Genomic DNA, 20871 nt, shown 5'->3' on the forward strand with positions numbered 1-20871 from the left:
TATGAATGAAATAGGGAGCGTTCGGAAGAATGCTGGCCGGACATCCTTTAAACTAGACAGGTGTGGTGAGAATGAAACCTTTTATATATGATTATTCACTGGAAGAGCTTCAAGCCTGGGCTCAAGAGAACGGGGAGCCCGCGTTTCGGGGAACCCAGATTTATGACTGGCTGTACGTGAAGCGGGTGAACGACTTCGCGGAAATGACGAATCTGTCCAAAGAGCTTCGGGCCAAGCTGGAGCAGGAATTCAGCTTCGTGACCCTGACGGAGATCACCAAGCTGGAATCCAAGGACGGAACGGTCAAGTTTCTGTTCGGCCTTCATGATGACCATGCCATCGAGACCGTCATCATGCGGCATAACTACGGCAACAGCATCTGCGTTACGACGCAGGTCGGCTGCCGTATCGGATGTACGTTCTGCGCATCCACGCTGGGAGGCTTGAAGCGAAACCTGACCTCCGGCGAAATCGTTGCCCAGGTGGTTCAGGCACAGAAGATTCTCGATAAAACGGGAGAACGCGTCAGCAGCATCGTGATCATGGGTTCAGGCGAACCGTTTGAGAACTATGAGGCGACCATGAAATTCCTGCGCACGATGATCCATGAAAAAGGATTGAATATCGGCCAACGCCACATTACCGTATCCACGAGCGGCATTGTGCCTAACATCTATAAATTCACCGAAGAGGATACCCAGATTAATCTGGCCATCTCCATTCATGCGCCGAACGATAAGCTGCGCTCCAAGCTGATGCCCGTGAACCGCCGGTTCCCGTTTGACGACGTGATTGAATCGCTTCGTTATTACCAGGCTAAAACCGGACGCCGCATTACGTTTGAATACGCCTTGATCGGCGGAGTGAATGATCAGGTGGAGCACGCCGAAGAGCTTGCGGACGTCATCAAGGATATGAACTGCTTCGTCAATCTGATTCCGGTTAACCATGTGCCGGAACGGAAATATGTTCGCACATCGCGTAACGATATTTTCAAATTTCAACGTGCGTTAGCAGACAAGGGGGTCAATGTGACCATCCGTCGTGAACAAGGCCATGATATCGCTGCCGCTTGCGGCCAGCTGCGGGCCAAGCATATGGAGTTGAGGTGAGAAGATTTGATCAAGACGGTTCATGTAAGCCATGTGGGGCGCGTTCGTCCTGTTAATGAGGATTCGGTATTTGTTAGCACATTGGAGCATGGCTATACCTTGGGTGTGGTTGCTGACGGCATGGGCGGCCACCTTGCGGGCGACACCGCCAGCAGGCTTGCGGTAGATACCGTGGCTGCGGATTTGTCCTCTTTAGAGCAGGACATGTCCATGGACGGCGTTCGGGCTGCGCTTGGCGATGCCATATTGCACGCCAATGCAGTTATCTATCAGGAAGCCTCGGCAGATGAGCGGCTTCACAATATGGGCACGACGATCGTAGCGGTGCTGCTGCGAGGCTCCGAAGGTTATATCGGTCATATCGGGGACAGCCGGGCTTACAAAGTCGTTCCCGGACAAGTCATTCGGCTCACGGATGATCACACATTGGTTAATGAGCTTTTTAAGAGCGGTCAGATTACGGAAGATCAACTGGAAACCCATCCCCGGAAAAACGTATTAAGCCGGGCACTTGGAACGGATGTGGACGTGACGGTTGAGCTTACGCCGGTTACGCTCGGGGAAGGCGAGGTGCTGCTGCTATGCAGTGACGGACTCAGCAACCGGGTCAGCCGCGAGCTGATCGGACAAATTTCCGGTTCACTTGACCTTCCTCTGGAAGAAAGAGCGGATCGCCTGCTTCAACTGGCACTTCTCGCTGGCGGTGAGGACAACATCACAGTCGCAATGTTTGAACATCAAGAAGAGGTTGTCGGGCAACGTATAAAGGGGTGGGATTCATGATCGGACATGAATTGGCTGGTCGTTATAAGATTATTGAACGCATCGGCGGCGGCGGCATGGCGCTGGTCTACAAGGCTCAGGATATTTTGCTGAACCGGAACGTAGCGATCAAAGTGCTGCGCCAGCAGTTTGTGCACGACGAGGAATTTATTCGCCGTTTCCGGCGTGAGGCACAATCGGCGGCTTCATTGTCGCATTCCAACGTGGTCAGCATCTACGATGTGGGCCAAGAGGAAGATGTGCATTACATCGTCATGGAATATATCGAAGGTCAGAATTTGAATGAAATCATTAAAGAACGGGCGCCGCTGCAGGTCGAAGAAGCCGTCCGGATTGCGACCCAGATCTGCGATGCATTGGGGCATGCCCATCATAACCAGATTATTCACCGCGATATTAAACCGCATAACATTCTGATTGGCCGTAACGGGAGGGTCAAAGTAACCGACTTTGGCATTGCCAGGGCGGTCACGTCGACAACCATTACGCAGACAGGCTCCGTCGTGGGTTCTGTGCATTATTTCTCGCCGGAGCACGCCAAGGGCGTCGTGACGGGCGAGAAATCGGATTTATACTCACTTGGTATCGTGTTATATCAAATGCTCACGGCCCGTCTTCCTTTTCTGGGCGAGAGCCCGATCAGTGTTGCACTGAAGCATCTGCAGGAGGAATTTGACGAGCCTAGGGAAGTGAACCCGCTCATTCCTCAAAGCGTGGAGAACATCATCCTGAAGTCCATGCGCAAAAATCCGGAGGAGCGTTACCAGTCCGCGGAAGAAATGATGGACGACCTCGAAACGTGCTTGATGCCGATGCGCCTCAATGAGCCGAAGATGGAGTTCGAGGACGATGCCGATTCTACCCTGGTCATGCCGGCGCTCAAAACGATGCAGCGCAGCAGCCAGCATCATCATGACCAAGATGACGACTTGGATGACGATGAGTTTGAGGAAAAGCCAACCGGCAAGCCGAAGAAAAAGTGGGTCAAGCCGACCATCATTATCGGCTCGGTGCTCCTGTTCCTCGGCCTTATGTTAGGCGTCGTCATGTATGTGAACAATATGCTGGAGGTGCCGGAGGTTAAGGTGCCGCCAGTGGTAGGCATGACGGAGGAGGAAGCGATCCGCGAGCTAGAGGCCCAAGGTTTGACGGTGAATGAGGAAGTCATTCGCGAATATAAACCGAATGTGGATGAAGGCGTCGTGTTTGCACAGGACAAGGAACCAGAGACCATGCTGAAGAAGGGCTCACCGGTTCAGTTATCGGTCGGGGATGCGAAGCCGCTTCCGGAAATGCCGGACCTTAATGGGATGACGTTTGATGAGGCAGTTGCTGCATTAAAAGAGATTGGAGTCAAGGAAACCTCCATCAAGCGATCGTCTGAAAAAAATGATGAAGTACCTCAGGGCAAGATCTTTAAACAAAGCCCGGAAGCCAGTACAAAAATCAATCCAGAAACTGAAGTAATCAGCGTAACGGTGAGCGAGGGCAAGAATTTGGTCCCTATGCCGGGCGTGGTTGGCTTAGAGCAGGAGAATGCCGTCAATATTTTGGAGTCAAATGGCTTTAAGATTGCAGCCATCAAAGAGAGATCTAGTTTTGAAGTGAAAAAGGGCATCGTAATAGAGCAATGGCCGCATGAGGCCAATCAACAAGTTGCACCAGGCTCCGATATCACGCTGTTCGTCAGCTCCGGCTATCCTTCGGACGCGCTCGAGTATAATTACAGCGTACCGGTGTCGCCGAGCGCCGAAGGACAAGAAAGCAAAATCCGGGTGGTCTTCAGCGACGCGCTGGGAGACAACCAGGAAGCCGTAAACAAGACCATTACGACTTCCGAAATGGTACCCGTTAAGCTGCTGCTTGCTCCCGACAAACACGCGACGGTCATGATATTCCGTGACGGCCGCCAGGTGGATACGTACAGCGTAAGCTACACCGACGTCAAGAACGGTACCGTGCCGCAGCCGACCTTTGAGCAGCCGCCTGAGCAACCTGATGTACCGGTGGACACCAACCCGGATGAGGGAAATGGCGAGGACGGTTCGAATGAGGAAGATGATGCTGCTTATCACTGGGATAACGGCAGCGAAGGAAACGGCAAGGGTAAGGGCAAAGGCAAAGACAACGATTAGAAACAAGTCATGAGAACACTAATTTCAACAAGAAAGGTGAGGCCTATTATATGCTAGAGGGACTGATCGTGAAGGCACTAAGCGGATATTACTATGTCAAACCACTGCAGGATGGCAACATTATATCCGGGGAGGACCCAGCGGTTCAATGCAGAGCCCGCGGCATTTTCAAAAAGAAAGGCATCTCTCCGCTCGTTGGAGATCGCGTGAAGTATTCATTGACTGAGAATGGGGAGGGGACCGTGGATGAAATACTTCCACGGTCTTCCCAATTAATTCGCCCGCCGGTCGCGAACGTCGACTTGGCGGTTCTGTTGTTTTCGGTCAAGGAACCGGACTTGAGCCTGCATCTGCTGGACAAGTTCCTGGTACATATCGAGCATTCGGGACTTGAGGCGTTGATCTGCCTGACGAAGCAGGACCTTGCAGACGACTCGGACGATGTATTGGAGCAGGTCAAGCGCCAGTACGAAGAAATCGGGTATGAAGTGCTTATAACCAGCTCCTTGCAAGGCATCGGTACCGAAGAGGTGAAGGACCGCCTGGCCGCTCGAATCAGCGTATTCTCCGGTCAATCCGGCGTCGGCAAGTCGTCCCTGCTCAATGCGTTGATGCCGGGCCTCTCGCTGGAGACCAGCGAAATCAGCCTGCGCCTTGGCCGCGGCCGGCATACGACGCGCCACGTGGAGCTGATTGAGCTTGATAACGGAGGCTATGTTGCCGATACGCCCGGCTTTAGCCAGCTGGATTTTCTGGAGCTTGGTGTCGAGGAGCTGTCGACTTGCTTCAAGGAGTTTGCTCCTTATGCGGCTGAATGCAAATTCAGAGGGTGCAGTCACATGCAGGAGCCTGGCTGCCGGGTGATTCAAGCCAAAGAGGATGGAATCATCCTGGCTAGCCGTTATGAGCATTACGTGGAGTTTTATACCGAGATGAAAGACAAGAAGCGGAGGTACTGAATCATGATAAAAATTGCGCCATCCATATTGTCGGCGGACTTTGCAAAGCTGGGGCAGGAAATTAAGGAAGCCGAAGCAAGCGGAGCCGACTGGATTCATGTGGACGTCATGGACGGGCATTTCGTGCCGAATATTACTCTGGGGCCGCCGATCGTCCAAGCGATCAGACCGCATACGGGCCTGACGCTCGACGTGCATCTGATGATCGAACAGCCGGAGCTGTATATTGCCGACTTCGTCAAGGCAGGAGCAGACTTGATCACGGTTCATGCCGAGACCTGCCCGCATCTTCACCGCGTCATCCATCTCATTAAAGAGCATGGCGTGAAGGCTGGCGTCGCGATTAATCCGGCCACGCCGGCCCATGTCCTTCAGGAAGTGCTTCCTGATGTGGATTTGGTGCTGGTGATGACCGTGAATCCCGGCTTCGGCGGACAAGCATTTATCGAGCGGACCGTAAGCAAGATTGCGCAGCTGCGTGAATGGATTTCAATCTCCGACAATCCGAATATCCATATCGAAGTGGATGGCGGCATTACGGCGGAGACGGCGCCGCTCGTGGTGGAAGCGGGAGCGGATGTCCTGGTTGCGGGCAGCGCGGTCTTCGGCAAGCCGGATCGAGCGGCGGCCATTGCCCAAATCCGAAACAGCGTAACATCTTGACCTCAGAACGTGAGCACGGGATGCATAGGGCGGGGGATTCCCGCATAAATATGGTTACATGAGCTGGGTTCTCATGTAGCCTTTTTTGTCTGTGTTCACATCTAAGGGCTTGGTGCATAACATAATCTAGGAAGGCATGAGAATGATGGGGAGGGTGAGACATGAAATTCTATACGTTCAAGCTGCCGAAGTTTTTGGGAGGTTTTGTGAAGGCCATCTTAAATACGTTTCACAAGAGCTGACAGCTTGTCCCGGCGTAACAAAACCTCCGCCTGGGACCGACGCCGCCAGCCGGTTTACGGGGGATGAGGCAAGAGAAGAGCACTCCGATAGAGCGCATGGAGGACATACCGCATCTTGTATGCGGAGGTTTTTCTTGCGGTATAAGAAAGCCAATGCGCGCATGGCCTCTGCCGCTTTCTTGTATCATAAGAAGAGTGTCTAGCGACGTACTTATCGAAGACAGACCGCGTTCGACCGGAAGTTTTTCTTGCGATATAAGAAAGCGGGAGTTCGGCTCTTTCAATTTTCTTATATCTAAATAAAAAAAGCACCTGTTATCTGCTCAGGGTGCTTTTTGTTTAGGTGAAGAATATGTATCTAAACGCAAGAAAAACTTCCTTGTCCCGGATCGCCCACAAATGGTGCCTGGAGATTTAGAAGTTTTTCTTCATATAACGAGATGATTATACGCGAGTCACTTTACCGGATTTCAAAGCGCGAGTGCTGACGTATACACGTTTTGGCTTGCCATCCACCAAAATGCGAACCTTTTGAACGTTGACACCCCAAGAACGCTTGTTGTGGTTGTTAGCGTGAGAAACATGGTTACCACTGCTTGGTTTCTTGCCTGTTACATAACATTTGCGAGCCATTCATTACACCTCCTTGTTCCTAACCCTGCATGAAACAATACTTAAATATAATATCACAGTAAAAATTGCTCCGTCAACTGTCCTAAAAACATTTATTTCTCTTTCTCATTATAGTACAATGTTGATTAGTCCATAATATTTCGGAAGATCTGTATATTGTGGGCTGGTCGGCATGTTTCGAGGAGGTTTGGAGCTGCCGAATGACGTAGAGGACGAGAGGGCAGCCCATCAAGATGGTATGATCCATTTAATCATGCAAGTCTATTATTTACTGGTTGGGCATTTCGTCAGCTATAAGCTATGAAATAGATATGAAGTTTACGACAAGAAGTGTTATGGGTATCAAGCCAGGAAGGGGAATTCTCATTGAGTAAGCGTTCTTTGAATGGAACAGAATTTACCGCTATGGTCCTTGCCGGAGCGGAGCAGCTGCAGCAGCATGCAGAACACGTCAATTCCCTGAATGTGTTCCCGGTGCCGGACGGCGACACGGGGACCAACATGAATTTGACGATGACGGCAGGCGTAGCAGAACTGAAGAGTAAGTACTCGGAGTCCGTCGGGCAAAGTGCCGGTGTGCTGTCCAAGGGGCTTCTGATGGGAGCCAGAGGGAACTCGGGGGTGATCCTGTCCCAGTTGTTCCGTGGTTTCAGCCGGTATGCGGCACCTTATACAGAACTTAATTCTCATCAATTCGCCGCAGCGCTGCAGACAGGCGTGGAAGCTGCGTATAAAGCTGTCGTAAAGCCTGTGGAAGGCACCATCCTGACCGTAGCTAAAGAAGCGGCCAAACATGCCGTTTATTTCTCGCGCCGCAGCAACGATATCGTGGAGCTGATGGAGCAGGTGCTGGCCAAAGCCAAAGAAACGCTGTCCCAGACGCCGGATATGCTTCCCGTGCTGAAGCAGGTTGGCGTTGTGGACTCGGGCGGGCAAGGCCTGGTGTACATCTACGAAGGTTTCTTGCAAGCGTTGAAGAAAGACGGCGCGTCCGGATCCTTCGCTTCTGCGGAAGGACAAGCAGAACAGAGCAGCGCGGCACCAGCCTATCATGCGGTTCCTGATTTCTCGGCGGTTCAAGCTCCGGCTTCGGCCCAATCCCGACTGTCCACGGAGGACATTGAATTTTTATACGACATGGAATTCTTTATTAATAGGCAGCTTGGAGAGGGAACGAGTGCGGACTTTGATGAAGATAAGTTCCGGAAAGCGCTTGCAGTGAGCGGTGATTCCATCATTGTCATTGCCGATGACGAGACGATCAAAGTGCATGTCCATTCCAAGGCGCCGGGCGAAGTGTTGAATTTGGCCCTCATGTATGGAGAGATCACCCAGATTCACATTTTGAATATGCGCGAGCAGCACCGCGACTTGCTGACAACGGGAATGGATATCGCGCCGATGCCCGAGCTGTTTGCGGATATTCCGGCAGAGACCGTGACGCCGGAAGCACCGGCTGTTCCTCCTGCAGACGAGATCGCGCCGTACGGGTTCATTGCGGTTTCGTCAGGGGAAGGCATTTCCGATATATTCAAGAGCCTGGGCGTCGACGTCGTTCTCTCCGGAGGACAGACGATGAACCCGAGCACCGAGGATTTCGTCAATGCGATTTCTTCGATCTCGGCCCAGCAGATTTATATTCTGCCAAACAACTCCAACATCGTGCTTGCTGCCCAGCAGGCCAGAGAGCTTCTCGAAGGCGAGCGCAGCGTAACGGTCATCCCGAGTAAGACGATCCCGCAGGGAATCGCGGCAGCATTTGCTTTCCAGGAAGACGAGAATGCGGATGTGAATACCGACAACATGCTGGATGCCATCACTCGCGTGCAATCGGGGCAGGTCACCTATGCCGTGCGGGACACAACAATTGATGATCTCGAGATCAAGGCTGGCCAGTTCATAGGTATCCGCAATTCCAACATCGTGGCAGCAAACGAGGATCTGATTACGGCATCCCAGGATTTGCTGGGTAAAATGCTGGAATCCGGCGATGAAATCGTAACGCTGCTTACCGGCGCTGACGCAACCGAGGAATCGACCAGCGCACTCACGGAGTGGCTGGGCGAGCAGTACCCTAACGCGGAGGTTGAAGTACACTACGGCGGACAGCCGATCTATTCCTATCTGTTCTCCGTGGAGTCTTGATATAAGAGATAGGCAGGTACCTCAAGAGGCTTTCCTTCCCTATCTCGGTAGAAAAACTTACGCTGCATGCGGCCTGTCTTCGGAGAAAGTACGTCGATAGAGTTTTTTTCATAACGCTTTGATATTATGCATGGTACATTTTTAGGAGGGGTTCCGGTGAATAAGACCGTTATTGTGACAGACAGCACAGCGGATATTCCGGCAGACCTGGCGAAGCAACACAACATTCATATTGTGCCGCTGAGACTTATGTTCGGGGAAGATACGTTTTTGGACGGAGTGGAAATCACGCCGGGAGAGTTCTACAAAAAGCTGGTGCAATCGCCTCAGCTTCCGACGACCTCCCAGCCTTCGCCCGCAGATTTTGTGGCTGTGTATGAGTCCATTCTGGAACAGCACCCAGGCTGCTCCATTGTGTCCATTCACATCTCATCCGGCCTGAGCGGAACGTATCAGTCCGCATTGCTAGCAACCTCTCTTATTGAAGGAGAAGCGGATATTACCGTATGGGATTCCAAATCGGCCTCCTACGGTTTCGGGTTATTCGTGGTTCATGCAGCGAAGCTCGCGCAAGAAGGGGCCGCTGTTTCGGATATTCTTTCATCGCTTGAGGACCTTCGTTCCAAGCGCCGCCTCTATTTCTTGGTAGACACGCTGGAATATTTGCAGAAGGGTGGACGAATCGGCAAGGCGTCGGCCGTGCTCGGTACGCTGCTTAACATTAAGCCGATTTTGTCCATTGACGGCGAAGGGATTATCTTTCCGGTAGACAAGGTCCGGGGTCGGAAGAAAGCGACAGCCAAAATCATTGAGCTGTTTCAACAGGATCTATCCGGCGTGAAAAATATTAAAGTGGCTGTGGGTCATACAGCTGACCCTGCTCTGGTTGAGGATTTTCTGCAGCAGCTGTCCGCTGTGTTCACGATCGAGGAAACCGTGTTCTCCGAGATCGGTCCGGTTATCGGTACGCACGTCGGACCGGGAACCATTGCAGCATATATATGGCCTGCTTAAGTGAGGTAGATGATATGAGTCTCAAACTCGATCAAATATCCGTCAGACAGATCAACGGCGTGAGCGCCCTGAAAGAGGGGGAGCTTCACGCCTTTGGCGTCTCTACGGTCAAGGATCTTTTGGAGTATTACCCTTTCCGGTACGAGGATTACCGGCTTCGGTCCTTAAGCGAAGTCAAGGACGGGGACAAAATCACCATTCAAGCCAAGATTGCGAGCGTGCCGGTTCTGCAGCGTTACGGGCGCAAATCCCGATTAACCTGCAAAATGCTGGCCGAAAACTGGATGTTCACCGCGACTTGGTTTAACCGGCATTTTCTGAAGGACCAGCTTACGGCTGGGCGGGAGATCGTGCTGACGGGCAAGTGGGACCAGCGCAGAATGCAGCTTACGGTGTCTGAATCCGAATTCCCGGATAAAGGAGCCTTCCGCAGCGGAACGCTGCAGCCGGTGTATTCCATCGGCGGAAAGATTACGCAATCCTGGATCCGAAAAACGATGGGACAGGCATTGGAGCAATACGGGGAGATGATTCCCGAGATTTTGCCGCAATCCCTGCTCCGAAAATATGATCTGATGCCCCGTAAAGCGGCGATTATGACGATCCATCAGCCTGTCGACTCCAGGGAGGGTCAGGAAGGGCGGCGCCGCATGGTGTACGAGGAGCTCTTCCTGTTCCAGTTAAAAATGCAGGCATTCCGGGCACTGAACCGGGGACGGATGGACGGGGTGGTACATACGGCCGACAATGCAACCATCCGGGAGTTCGTGCGCAGCTTCCCGTTTGAGCTTACCGATGCGCAGAAGAAGGTGGAGCTGGAGATTTTGCATGATATGCGATCCCCTTACTGCATGAACCGTTTGCTGCAAGGGGATGTCGGCTCGGGTAAAACGATTGTTGCCGCCATCGCGTTGTTTACGACGGTCCGCTCGGGCTTCCAAGGCGCATTGATGGTGCCGACGGAGATTCTTGCCGAACAGCATATGCGTTCCCTGCAGAAGCTGTTTGAACCCTTCGGCATTACGGTCGGATTGCTGACAGGCAGCGTAACGGGGAAGAAGCGGAAGGACCTGCTGGCTTCCTTGCAGATGGGACTGACGGACATCGTTGTGGGCACCCATGCCCTTATCCAGGATGACGTCTACTTCCGGGAACTGGGGCTCGTCGTGACGGACGAGCAGCACCGCTTTGGCGTGAATCAGCGAAGCGTTCTAAGGCGTAAAGGGTATAACCCGGACGTGCTCACGATGACGGCGACGCCGATCCCGCGGACGCTGGCCATTACCGCCTTCGGCGACATGGACGTGTCCACGCTGTCGGAGCGTCCGAAAGGGCGCATTCCCATTACGACCTATTGGGTCAAACATGAACTGATGGACCGCGTGCTCGGATTTATTTCCCGGGAAGTAAATCAGGGACGCCAGGCATATCTGATCGCCCCGTTGATTGAGGAATCGGACAAGCTGGACGTCCAGAATGCGATTGACCTGCATGTTCAGATGCAGCAGGCGTTCCCCGCATATTCCGTCGGACTTCTGCACGGCCGCATGACGCCGGCCGAGAAGGATGAGGTCATGCGCCAATTCTACAGCAATGAGGTTCAGCTGCTGATCTCCACGACGGTTGTTGAGGTTGGCGTTGACGTGCCGAACGCAACCCTGATGATCATTATGGACGCCGATCGCTTCGGCCTGTCCCAGCTGCACCAGCTTCGGGGCCGAGTAGGCCGTGGACAGCATGCTTCCTATTGTGTCCTGGTGGCTGATCCGAAGTCGGAAGTGGGTCAGGAGCGGATGCAGGTCATGACGGAAACCGAAGACGGCTTCGAGGTATCCCGGCGGGATCTGGAGCTTCGGGGACCGGGCGACTTTTTCGGTACGAAGCAGAGCGGGCTGCCGGAGTTCCGGCTGGCCGACATGGTCGCCGATTTCAAGGTAGTCGAAGAGGCCCGGGGCGACGCGGCCGCTCTCGTTAGCGACAGCTCCTTCTGGACGTCGCCGGAATATGAGCCGCTGCGCGACTTTTTGCAGCAGGAGAAGATCTTCCAGGGCGATATCATGGATTAATGGCATGAATTGGTTGGCACAATGGACAGACCTTCGTCATATACTCAAAAAGGGTAGCAGCATTTATGACTGGAGGTGCTTCAACATTGGGTTATCAGCAGTATGGCATTAGTCCGCAGCTGGTGGAGCGTATCAAGCTGAAAATGAAAAACCCGGCCATCAAGGAAAGAATCAAGGGACTGACTCAGGGCTTGACCAAAGCGGATCTTCAAAATAGCGCAAAAGTACATCAATTGATCCGGACGGCCAGCGGCATCTTGAATGAAAAGCTGAGCTCCGCACAGGAGCAGCAAATGGTTCAATTCGTGCTTGCACAGCGCATCGATCCGAACAACACCTTCCATTTGATCAAGCTGTGGGGAATGTTTCGTTAACAACTGGATGACATCAAGGAATGACAAGCATAGAAGAAGCCCCTCTCGGGAGTGTTTTCTCCTAATGAGCAGGGGCTTTTGACATGGCTTGAACAGGGATGAGGCGATCTTAGGCGGATTCCCGTTTAGAGGAGTCCCTCGCTATTGTGGTCTAACCGGCAGCGGCGAAGCCGGTATGCTGTGAAAAAGCGCGACAGTTGAAGAGAAATCCCAACTTTTTCGGAATATCTAGCTGCCCGTAATGGAGCGGATGCAATCTTCCGTGTCGTTCTTGACGGAGTTTACGGTTGTGCTTACCGGCACTGCCTGCATTTCTTCCGCAGGATAGGGTCTCAACAGCTCTTTGAGCGATTGCAGGTGGGAAGGGTGGTTCCCATGGGTATGGGAGGACGGCTGCCGTTCAAGCCATAGCGCTTCGTCAGCGGGTCTTAGAATGACCGGCATCCGGTTATGGATCGGCTCCATGAGCCTGTTGGGCTCGGTCGTAATGACGGTACAGGTGCTCAGCTTCTCGCCCCCTGGGGTGATCCAGGTGTCGTACAGGCCGGCCATGCTGAATATTTCGCCGTTCTTCAATCCAATGCGAAAGGGCTGCTTGCCATTGCCGCTTTTCTGCCATTCGTAGAAAGTGTAAGATTAATTTAGTTGAATAGGTGCTAAGGTAAATAAAAAGGGGGATTTAGATGAACTGTATAACATTCTATCGCTTTATGTCGATAGATTAGTATAGGTTAGTTTTGAAGGGTGGGATGAAATGTTAGGTAGATATCGCTTTTTTCGTTGTCCTCCAAACATCGATAGTAAGTATAGTTTATTGGTGCTTGATTATAAAGGATCCCCATTTATTCCGCTAACAGAGTATTTTCACGACGAAAAAGGCAGGATTGCAGACTCCTCTATAATTAATTATCTCAATATTCTATTACCATTTTTTTATTGGATGGATTTGAACAGTAGCTACCGAGGTTCCAGGGTTACATGGGATATGCCACCGGAGGCTATAAGAGTTGCAATAAAGGATTATTTAAGAGTCGAGATGTATTGTAAGGTACGCCACTGGAATACGTTTGAATTAGTAAGGCAAACAAAAAACAGCCCTGACACAATCAATAGGTTTTTAGCAGCGCTTAAATCGTTCTATAAATCGATGATTCGTCTCAATAACTATTCACATGAAAATCCGCTAGTTGACCATCTCTCCGAAAAGACTCATATTATGAATGGATTTCGGAGTGGTCGTCCTAGAATGCCTTCGGCAGCCGGTACTGAAACACCATTTAGAAGCACTTATCGTGGACAATCCGACTCATATTTCAAAATATATCAGAATGAGTGGCTCCCTGTGATTTTAGATGATGCGTCCTTGCCATCACAGGTATACGATGCTGTAATGAAAGCTAAGTTGGCGCTTAGGGATCAGGTAATTATTCGTATGTTATTCGAAACCGGTGCTCGAGTAAGTGAAGTTATTGAAGTTACAATTGGTGATTTACGTGCACGTCGATCTATTAGAGAAATTGCGACGTTTAGTAAGGGGAGTAACGGCAGAAGAACGAAATTTTTATTGTTCAGTAATGATACATATATTTTGTTAATGAAATACTTGAAAACTGAAAGGATAAAACACGATACATTGGGGTTGCCGCATGATAAGTTGCCCGACGACGCTCCTTTATTCATTAGTAACAGAGGAACTCCTTATAACTATCATGCCTGGTATGCTCACTGGAAGAAAGTTATTCAAAACAGCTCTTTAAAAATAAATCCTCACAAAACAAGACATTGGTATGTAACTAATGTCATGAGAACTATCTATGAGACCTCAGTAAATGATAGTGAGAGAACTATTAGGATTAGAGAGTTTGTTAGATATATGAGATGGCGGAGCAAGGAAACTTTAGCAGTATATGAACATTTTTTTGATGAAAAGAAACAATTAGAGCTTATAGATAAAGTACATAAAAATATGAAGGAAGAAGAAGAAAAATACTATAAGAAGGACGCAAACAACCTCATTCGTAACTACAATATAGAACACTTACAGAAGATAGTTATTGAAGATAGTGAAATTCTTAACTTTTTTGAAGGGTTGGAGTGAAAATTGATTAGTTACGTTAATGATTCGTGGCATTCATGGTTTGATGTAATCAAGAATAAGATTGCTGAAGATATCCTAAATATCACCGATGACCATGGAAACATAGCTTGGGAATATGTACACCATAAAGGTTTGGCTTATTTTGCAAGAAATTGTTTAGATAAGCCATGGACTAATCACATGGCACTCTTACTTTTGACAAGGGCCTTGTATCAATACGATCCAAATACTATTTTGGGGACTATTCGGGAACTTACCCCTAGATTCAATGACTTCTTTATTCATTTTAGACTTGAAAACGTGGATCAGTTTATTCCCGATGAACACATATATCAATACCTTACTTTAAAGGTGTTTGAGGATCATACGAATGCCAAGAGAGCAAAATTCGTTAATTATTATAATTCTTCTGTTAGAGTCTCTCATGAGTGGGTACGTGCCAAATGTTCTGCAGATAAGGCAGAGAAATTAAAACAATACCTTTTGCCGAAGTTCTCTTACCTGCCTCGTGAAATTAAGGTCTGGAGAGATGCGCATGCAGCAGCTGAAGCTGGTAGGAAGTCAGAGACTGATGCAATAGTGCCATATTATCCAGAACTAAGGGCTGAGGCGCACATGCGATGGAACCTAATTAACCGACTTCGAAAACAATATGAGAAAGCTTTAGCTTTTATGAAGGATAATCAACTTTCACCTCCCTTTGAATTCAATTATCTAGAGAATGTTAATGAAAAGGCATCATATGCGGAGCGGTTTACATATCGGATTTGGGACAAAAAATCGTTTATGCTGGCAAATAAAGATAAGTTTGATCCTGCCACCATACGAAGATACAGAAATAGGGTTCAACCCAGTGATTATTTTCTTGAATTTGTTAAGTGCGAGGTAATTAATAATGCTGAGACTTTGTCATCGATAAAGCCAACTGGATTATGGTTTGAGGATTTACTAAGACTGGGATTGATTGGTGGATGGACAACTAATAAAGATACTGAAGGTCGTAGAGCCAGAAAAGAGTATCTATTAAAATGGGGATATGGCGATGAGCAAAAAAACAAATCCATCCCTCGGCCATTCACAACAGAGGCAAAAGGTGTACTAACCCAAGGGACTTTCATTGCAAAAATGCAGAGATCATTAAAAGGTTTAATCTTTAGAATGGAGCCCATTTTTTCTGCAGCGACTTTCGGCTTAGCAGTTCTTGACATTATCACAACCACAGGAGCTAGAGTTAGTGAAGTTTTACAAATTCAAAACACTAAGGATTGCTTTATTGTAAAAAACATTATTGATGGAGATCGACGCATCACCCGGTATCTTTTTAGAGTCATTCCCAAGGGGCGGACGGAACCAGAAAATTTCTACTTATCAAAGGAATCTGTGAAAGTGATAATTGAAGTGAAAAATATGCTTGCCAGGCATTATCCGAATGGAGAAATACCAAAAATCAAATTCAATGGAATAACAGGACAGCTTTTAGATCATGAATCCCCCTACCTCTTTCAGTACAACTATAAAGGGCTTAACCGGCAAGATGTAACTGCATGTATGCGGTTCTTAACCCATGGAATGGTCTTTCAAGATCAAGCTGGTAATCCGGTAAATCTAAAACCACACTTGCTTCGTCATGCTTTTGCAAACCATTTACAACAAGTACAAAAAATCCCGTTGGATATCATTGCGTCCATATTACATCAAAAAGACCTCAAAATTACGGATTACTATGCTGAGCCAGTTGATTCCCAAGTGGCGGTCACAACACATGATTTTCAAGAGCTGATGGCCAGCCATCTTGACATTAACTCATCAGTATTACGTGGTCCTGAAGAGCTTGTTGAAGCCCTAAATGAAGCTAAAGAAAAAGTTGGGGTTTACACGCAAGCATTGGGTGGAAGTTGTTCAATCGATGCTATTTGCCCTGTAAAGATGGCTTGTGTAGGTTGTGGTGCAAAGATTCCTGATCCTGAAAAGAAGCAGGATTTGATGGTATATAAAAGATGGGCAGAACAAAGTGTTAAGTTATGGGAAGATCAGCAACAACCCCTCGAAGCTAACAAAATGAAAATTGCAATGCGGAATGCTGAGAAGGAACTATATGAAATTGGACTAATTGAGAAGTTCAGGGAGGATGAGCTATATGAGCCCGAAATACAGTTCGGATCTAACGCACCAGCAACGCCCTTGGTTACAAAGCGCAAGGGAAAAACGGGCAACGAGAACATTCAACCTGGGTAAAAAGTCAATAGATCTTCTCGTATCAGAATTTGCGGACGTTACTTATTCTAATATAGCTAGTAAGTCAAAAGCTATCGACCCGGATGGAAAAGGGATTCATCAAAATGCGATTCGTACAAATACAAAACTTTATGAATACTACAAAGAATACAGTGAAACATATAAAAAATTCAAGAACGTACGAAGGAAAAGAGAAACGCAGTTAGATTTATCTAAGATAGAGTTCTCAAAATTAAAATTAGATAGAGATCTGAAAGCTGTACACACTAGATATAAAAAAATGACGAAGGCTCAACTAATCGATCGCCTAATCCACGCCGAGCAGTTTATTGCTAAAACACAGAGCGAATGGCTAATAAAACAATTTGAGTTATTTCCGAAAACCAACATCTAAGAAGTACCTTTTCAGTTTATCGTTATGTTAATTGTTCGCGTCTCATACTGAGTAAAAAAAATAAAATTAGTTGGCACGAAAAGTTCCTGTAAGCTACAGGAACTTTTTTTTCTAGTGTGCCCGGCATGGGGATAACTCTAAGGTGAGAGTCCTGAACGTAGGTTGGCTGTACCAACCGTTAGCTTAAAGAAAAGGAGCAGCTGCCAACCGGCAAACTGCTCCATGCTATTTTTCAACTAACGTTTCCCGTTAGCGTAATCGATATCTACTAATGTAATCATAGGCTCTTAGTAAGTAAGATTTCCAAAGGCTCATCCCACCGTTGATTTATATGCCTCAACATCACGCCTCCGAGGGAAAGCCACTCTATGGTGGATATTTTTACCGGGCGGTCAACTTTTTGAATGACATAAACGTAGGAAATCTCAATATCGCGTTAAAATAAGGTGCGTGGTTTCGACGTCATAAGAGAAGAAAACATCTATCTGAGTTCAGCCAGTGCCAGTTGAGAGTAAATCTTCCCCCTCTCTAGAAGGTGCTCATGTGTGCCCTGTTCTTCCACACGGCCACCATCCAAAACATAGATAATGTCCGCATTCATAACTGTCGACAACCTATGTGCTATAAAAATCGTTGTTTTACCCTGACGAAGAATATCGAGTTGCTGCAGTACAAGTCGTTCGGTCTCCAAGTCCAGCGCCGAAGTAGCTTCGTCCAGAATGAGAATTTCACTGTCCGCCAATAATGCACGTGCGAGGGCAATACGCTGCCTCTGTCCACCTGACAGTTGGATACCCCGCTCTCCCACCTTTGTATCATAACCGTGTTGAAGAGACTCAATAAACTCGTGAATTCTCATGCTTCTGCAGATATCCTTCAATTTATCCTCATGAATGTGGCGTCCCAATGTCAAATTATATTGAATCGTATCGGGAAATAGATAAGCATCTTGAAAAACAATATCAATCCGCTTCATCCAGTCATCCCGTAGAATTTGCGTCAACGGTTCGCCGTTAACCGCAATCTGTCCTTGATACGGATCGTAGAATCGGACAAGCAGTTGCGCAATAGTCGACTTCCCACCGCCACTCGCCCCAACAAAAGCTACCTTTTTACCTAACGGTATATCAATGTCGAGCCCGCGAATGACCGGCTGTCTATCTGATGTATATTGAAAGGAGACATTTTGAAAGGCAAGGCTGCGAAGTGGCTCTTTAATCTGGAGTGCGCCATTCGTGATTATTTCTCCTCCCATCACTTCGCGAACGCGCTCCACAGACGCCATACTCCCTGCCACCCCCATAAAGAAGTTGTATACCTTCTCATAGGCTTGCAGCAGTTGAGTAGAGAACTGAAACACGACGACCAGCCAACCGATGGACATACTTCCCTGAATAACCAGCACGCCTCCGTAGCCCAATACGAGCAATCGAATACCCCACAGCATGAGCATAGAAAACATCGACTGCCGATTGGAAATGTCAACCTGCTTCATTAAATTGGTAAAATGAACAGTAAGCTTCTCCCTGAAACGCCGACCTTCCCATTCCTCACGATGAAAGGCAATGACCTCACGGGAGGAAGCAATTCCTTCCTCAATAGTAACAATAACTTCCGTCTGACTAGTGGCGCTGTCCTTTGCCGCTTTTTTCATCCGTGGTGCGTAATGCTTGCCCATCAAAATATAAACGATACTGGTTAGTATCACTGCCAGAAGCAATACCGGACTTGCCATTCCGATAATAATGGAAAGAATGATCGCTCCGCTTATTTCCATCATACCGTTTGGGATTGTACCGCCTACCAGATTCGCAGATTGATTGACATCATCAGTCAGATGGGTGACATATTTGCCGGTGCGTTCCTCCCGGAAAAGTCCTACCGGAATGCGATGCATATAGCGCAACATATCGGCAAGCAGTAGTTTTTGCAGTCTGAACGTTGCTTTGTTTCTCACAAGCGCGGCATATAAATGAAGCACATTGTAAGTGACTGCTAGACCGGCAAGCCCGGCCATCAAAGGGACTAACAAGTCGAACTTACGGTTTACAAATAAATCGTCGATAATAAATTTCTGGATGCCCACAACGCCGATATTGGCTATTATCTCCAACACTAACAGCAGTATCGTAAGCGCAAGTAGGCCCTTGACCTGCCTTGCATATGTCCAGATCCATGCCCAATTATTCACCAACCGCACGCTCCTCTCCCGCCGCCAATCGGCGGAAAACGCCTTGCTGTTGCATCAATTGCTCATAATTACCCTTCTCGGCAATGATGCCTTGATCCACGACAATAATTGTATCGAAACCCTTCACCGTAGATAACCGGTGGGCTATCGCAATGATTGTCCTTCCTTCAAACAAACGATTCAAGGCTTGCTGTACTTCCCATTCGCTGACATTGTCCAGAGCCGCTGTTGCTTCATCGAGCAACACAATTCTTGGATTTTTGATAAACATTCGGGCTATTGCGATGCGCTGTCTCTGTCCACCCGACAGCCTCACGCCGCGCTCCCCAACGAACGTATCATAGCCTTGCGGAAACTGTTGAATGAAGTCATGGGCATAAGCCGCCTTGGCTGCATCTTCAACCTGCTCATCCGTTGCATCTGGCGCACCGAATCTTATATTTTCACGAATAGTGCTGCCAAACAGATAGGTTTCCTGGAACACAAATCCCATTGTCCCGCGAATCTGCTTTAGCGATAACTTCGGAAGAGGAATGCCATCTAGACAAATTTCCCCTTGCGTCGGATCGTAGAAGCGGCCTATCAGCTTGAGCAAAGTCGACTTACCGTTGCCGCTGGTACCGACAAAAGCGACCTTCTCCCCTGGTCGAATATGTAAAGAGAAGCCCTTGATCAATTCGGATTGGGTATCATAACGGAAAGCGACATTACGAAAAACAATTTCTCCTTGCACCGTCAGTAGAGAACTCGCAGATTCACTTTCCCGAATATCCGGTTGTTGCTTCATAAAGCCGAAAAGTCTATCGACCTGATTCATCAACACTTTTTGTTCGGAAGTCATCGTCACAAGGAAAGTGATATCCTGAATCATACGGAAGTAATAGAACATGAAGGCGACTAAAGCGCCTGTCGTTACAGCGTCTCGGCTTAACAAATACGCACCATATGCGAATACGGCCACGGCTCCGAATTGAACGGACACTCGGCGAACAAGACCTCTTGCATAGCTCATGAAATGAAGCAGGTTGGTTTTATCATGCAATTCATGTTGCTTGGACATAACTTGAGCTGTATCCCAATCTTCCCCTTGATAGGCTCTGAGCTCCAGCAACCCGGACACCGTATCATAAATCTTCTTCTGAAAAGCCGTTCGTTTCACCTGCGTTTCATGACCGAGTCGTGCAGCCTGTTTCTCAAAATAGGGACCGATCAAATAGTATGACAGGAAGCAGGGAATTACAACGAGACTTAGGCCGATATGAATTGACAGCATCATTGCCGAGCAGACCAGAAATGTTACTCCTGTTATTACCATTCCAGGAAAGTAGCGATAATAAATCTCTTGGACAGCTTTTACCTCTGAGTTAAACAAAGACAGCGTTTGCCCAACCGGGTTTTTCTCATAATACGAGAAGCCTAGTTTTCGCAAATGCGCAAATAAAGCAAACTGCATATCACGTGCAGCCTTTTCCTGAATGAAACGCTGCAACCTGTTGCGGAACAGAGTAAAGGCTATCACCAATACAACCAGTCCGGCCAAACTGCCAAGCGCAAGCAGAAATACATCCAGGGCACCGTCGGGAAGCAAGTGATCTACAAAATATTGAATAAACTTCGGTATGAGCAACTCCACTCCGATAATAAAGAGGCTGATGAGGATATAACCTACAACCTGCAACCGGTAAGGCTTCAGAAAGCGAATGACCCATAGATAGGGTTGAATAGACGATTTCCTACTAATGACTTGCAGCCCCCTTTTTTAACTGAATTATTGTTCGTAATTGTTGTGTTGGAACATTATACTTTTCGGATTCTGGGGAGATTGAT

Annotated in this window: 17 protein-coding genes; 13 read left to right on the forward strand and 4 right to left on the reverse strand. The window is 48.5% G+C overall.

What is annotated here, in order from left to right:
* Window positions 1–71: 71 nt before the first annotated feature.
* From rlmN to spoVM, 6 genes are all read left to right on the forward strand, one after another.
* Window positions 72–1112 carry a 23S rRNA (adenine(2503)-C(2))-methyltransferase RlmN gene (gene rlmN, locus MHI43_RS09830; RefSeq protein WP_009592630.1) on the forward strand — a complete coding sequence of 347 codons (1041 nt, stop codon included), beginning with the start codon at window positions 72–74 and terminating at the stop codon, window positions 1110–1112.
* 6 nt (window positions 1113–1118) lie between these two features.
* Complete coding sequence (locus MHI43_RS09835) at window positions 1119–1895, forward strand: Stp1/IreP family PP2C-type Ser/Thr phosphatase (protein WP_009592617.1); 777 nt, start codon at window positions 1119–1121, stop codon at window positions 1893–1895.
* Window positions 1892–4030 (forward strand): Stk1 family PASTA domain-containing Ser/Thr kinase, encoded by a 2139-nt coding sequence (gene pknB / locus MHI43_RS09840; protein ID WP_036665913.1) that lies wholly within the window; start codon window positions 1892–1894, stop codon window positions 4028–4030. The genes MHI43_RS09835 and pknB overlap by 4 nt, the downstream gene beginning before the upstream one ends.
* A 50-nt stretch (window positions 4031–4080) precedes the next feature.
* Complete coding sequence (gene rsgA / locus MHI43_RS09845; RefSeq protein ID WP_015734336.1) at window positions 4081–4989, forward strand: ribosome small subunit-dependent GTPase A; 909 nt, start codon at window positions 4081–4083, stop codon at window positions 4987–4989.
* Between the two features lie 3 nt (window positions 4990–4992).
* Entirely contained in the window at window positions 4993–5652 is a 660-nt protein-coding gene (gene rpe / locus MHI43_RS09850) for a ribulose-phosphate 3-epimerase (protein ID WP_036665911.1), read from the forward strand.
* 161 nt (window positions 5653–5813) lie between these two features.
* Window positions 5814–5894 carry a stage V sporulation protein SpoVM gene (gene spoVM / locus MHI43_RS09855; protein ID WP_034273235.1) on the forward strand — a complete coding sequence of 27 codons (81 nt, stop codon included), beginning with the start codon at window positions 5814–5816 and terminating at the stop codon, window positions 5892–5894.
* A gap of 444 nt (window positions 5895–6338) precedes the next feature.
* Here the strand turns inward: spoVM and rpmB are convergent, their stop codons facing one another.
* Complete coding sequence (rpmB, locus tag MHI43_RS09860; RefSeq protein WP_006209230.1) at window positions 6339–6527, reverse strand: 50S ribosomal protein L28; 189 nt, start codon at window positions 6525–6527, stop codon at window positions 6339–6341.
* Window positions 6528–6893: 366 nt separating this feature from the next.
* Here rpmB and MHI43_RS09865 point away from each other — a divergent pair, with 366 nt between their 5' ends.
* The 4 genes from MHI43_RS09865 to MHI43_RS09880 all read left to right on the forward strand — a co-directional run bounded on the left by MHI43_RS09865 (window position 6894) and on the right by MHI43_RS09880 (window position 12126).
* Window positions 6894–8672, forward strand: a complete 1779-nt coding sequence (locus MHI43_RS09865) for a DAK2 domain-containing protein (RefSeq protein WP_036665904.1) — start codon at window positions 6894–6896, stop codon at window positions 8670–8672.
* A gap of 156 nt (window positions 8673–8828) precedes the next feature.
* Entirely contained in the window at window positions 8829–9686 is an 858-nt protein-coding gene (locus MHI43_RS09870; protein ID WP_015734339.1) for a DegV family protein, read from the forward strand.
* Between the two features lie 14 nt (window positions 9687–9700).
* A complete protein-coding gene (recG, locus tag MHI43_RS09875) occupies window positions 9701–11752 on the forward strand; it encodes an ATP-dependent DNA helicase RecG (RefSeq protein ID WP_009592585.1) in 2052 nt (683 codons plus the stop codon).
* An 86-nt stretch (window positions 11753–11838) separates the two neighbouring features.
* On the forward strand, window positions 11839–12126 hold the full coding sequence (locus MHI43_RS09880; RefSeq protein ID WP_009592565.1) for a stage VI sporulation protein F: 288 nt from the start codon (window positions 11839–11841) through the stop codon (window positions 12124–12126).
* A gap of 228 nt (window positions 12127–12354) precedes the next feature.
* On the opposite strand, the gene MHI43_RS09885 is transcribed toward MHI43_RS09880, so the two are convergent.
* Window positions 12355–12702: an SOS response-associated peptidase family protein gene (locus tag MHI43_RS09885; RefSeq protein WP_235201902.1), complete on the reverse strand. Its 348-nt coding sequence runs from the start codon at window positions 12700–12702 to the stop codon at window positions 12355–12357.
* Window positions 12703–12880: 178 nt separating this feature from the next.
* On the opposite strand from MHI43_RS09885, the gene MHI43_RS09890 reads away from it, so the two are divergent.
* Genes MHI43_RS09890 through MHI43_RS09900 form a run of 3 tightly spaced genes read left to right on the forward strand, consistent with a single transcriptional unit; the run spans window position 12881 to window position 16853 of the window.
* Window positions 12881–14224, forward strand: a complete 1344-nt coding sequence (locus MHI43_RS09890) for a site-specific integrase (RefSeq protein ID WP_036665900.1) — start codon at window positions 12881–12883, stop codon at window positions 14222–14224.
* Window positions 14225–14227: 3 nt separating this feature from the next.
* The gene (locus MHI43_RS09895) at window positions 14228–16459 is read left to right on the forward strand and encodes a site-specific integrase (protein ID WP_036665898.1); all 2232 of its coding nucleotides are present in this window, start codon (window positions 14228–14230) and stop codon (window positions 16457–16459) included.
* On the forward strand, window positions 16362–16853 hold the full coding sequence (locus tag MHI43_RS09900) for a hypothetical protein (protein ID WP_036665897.1): 492 nt from the start codon (window positions 16362–16364) through the stop codon (window positions 16851–16853). The genes MHI43_RS09895 and MHI43_RS09900 overlap by 98 nt, the downstream gene beginning before the upstream one ends.
* 481 nt (window positions 16854–17334) lie before the next feature.
* Here the strand turns inward: MHI43_RS09900 and MHI43_RS09905 are convergent, their stop codons facing one another.
* Both MHI43_RS09905 and MHI43_RS09910 read right to left on the reverse strand, forming a co-directional pair.
* On the reverse strand, window positions 17335–19044 hold the full coding sequence (locus tag MHI43_RS09905) for an ABC transporter ATP-binding protein (protein WP_036665896.1): 1710 nt from the start codon (window positions 19042–19044) through the stop codon (window positions 17335–17337).
* Entirely contained in the window at window positions 19037–20722 is a 1686-nt protein-coding gene (locus tag MHI43_RS09910) for an ABC transporter ATP-binding protein (protein ID WP_051425423.1), read from the reverse strand. Before MHI43_RS09910 ends, MHI43_RS09905 begins: the two co-directional genes overlap by 8 nt.
* Between the last annotated feature and the right edge of the window lie 149 nt (window positions 20723–20871).

Source organism: Paenibacillus sp. FSL H8-0457 (assembly GCF_038051935.1).
Lineage (GTDB): Bacteria > Bacillota > Bacilli > Paenibacillales > Paenibacillaceae > Paenibacillus_AQ > Paenibacillus_AQ lautus_A.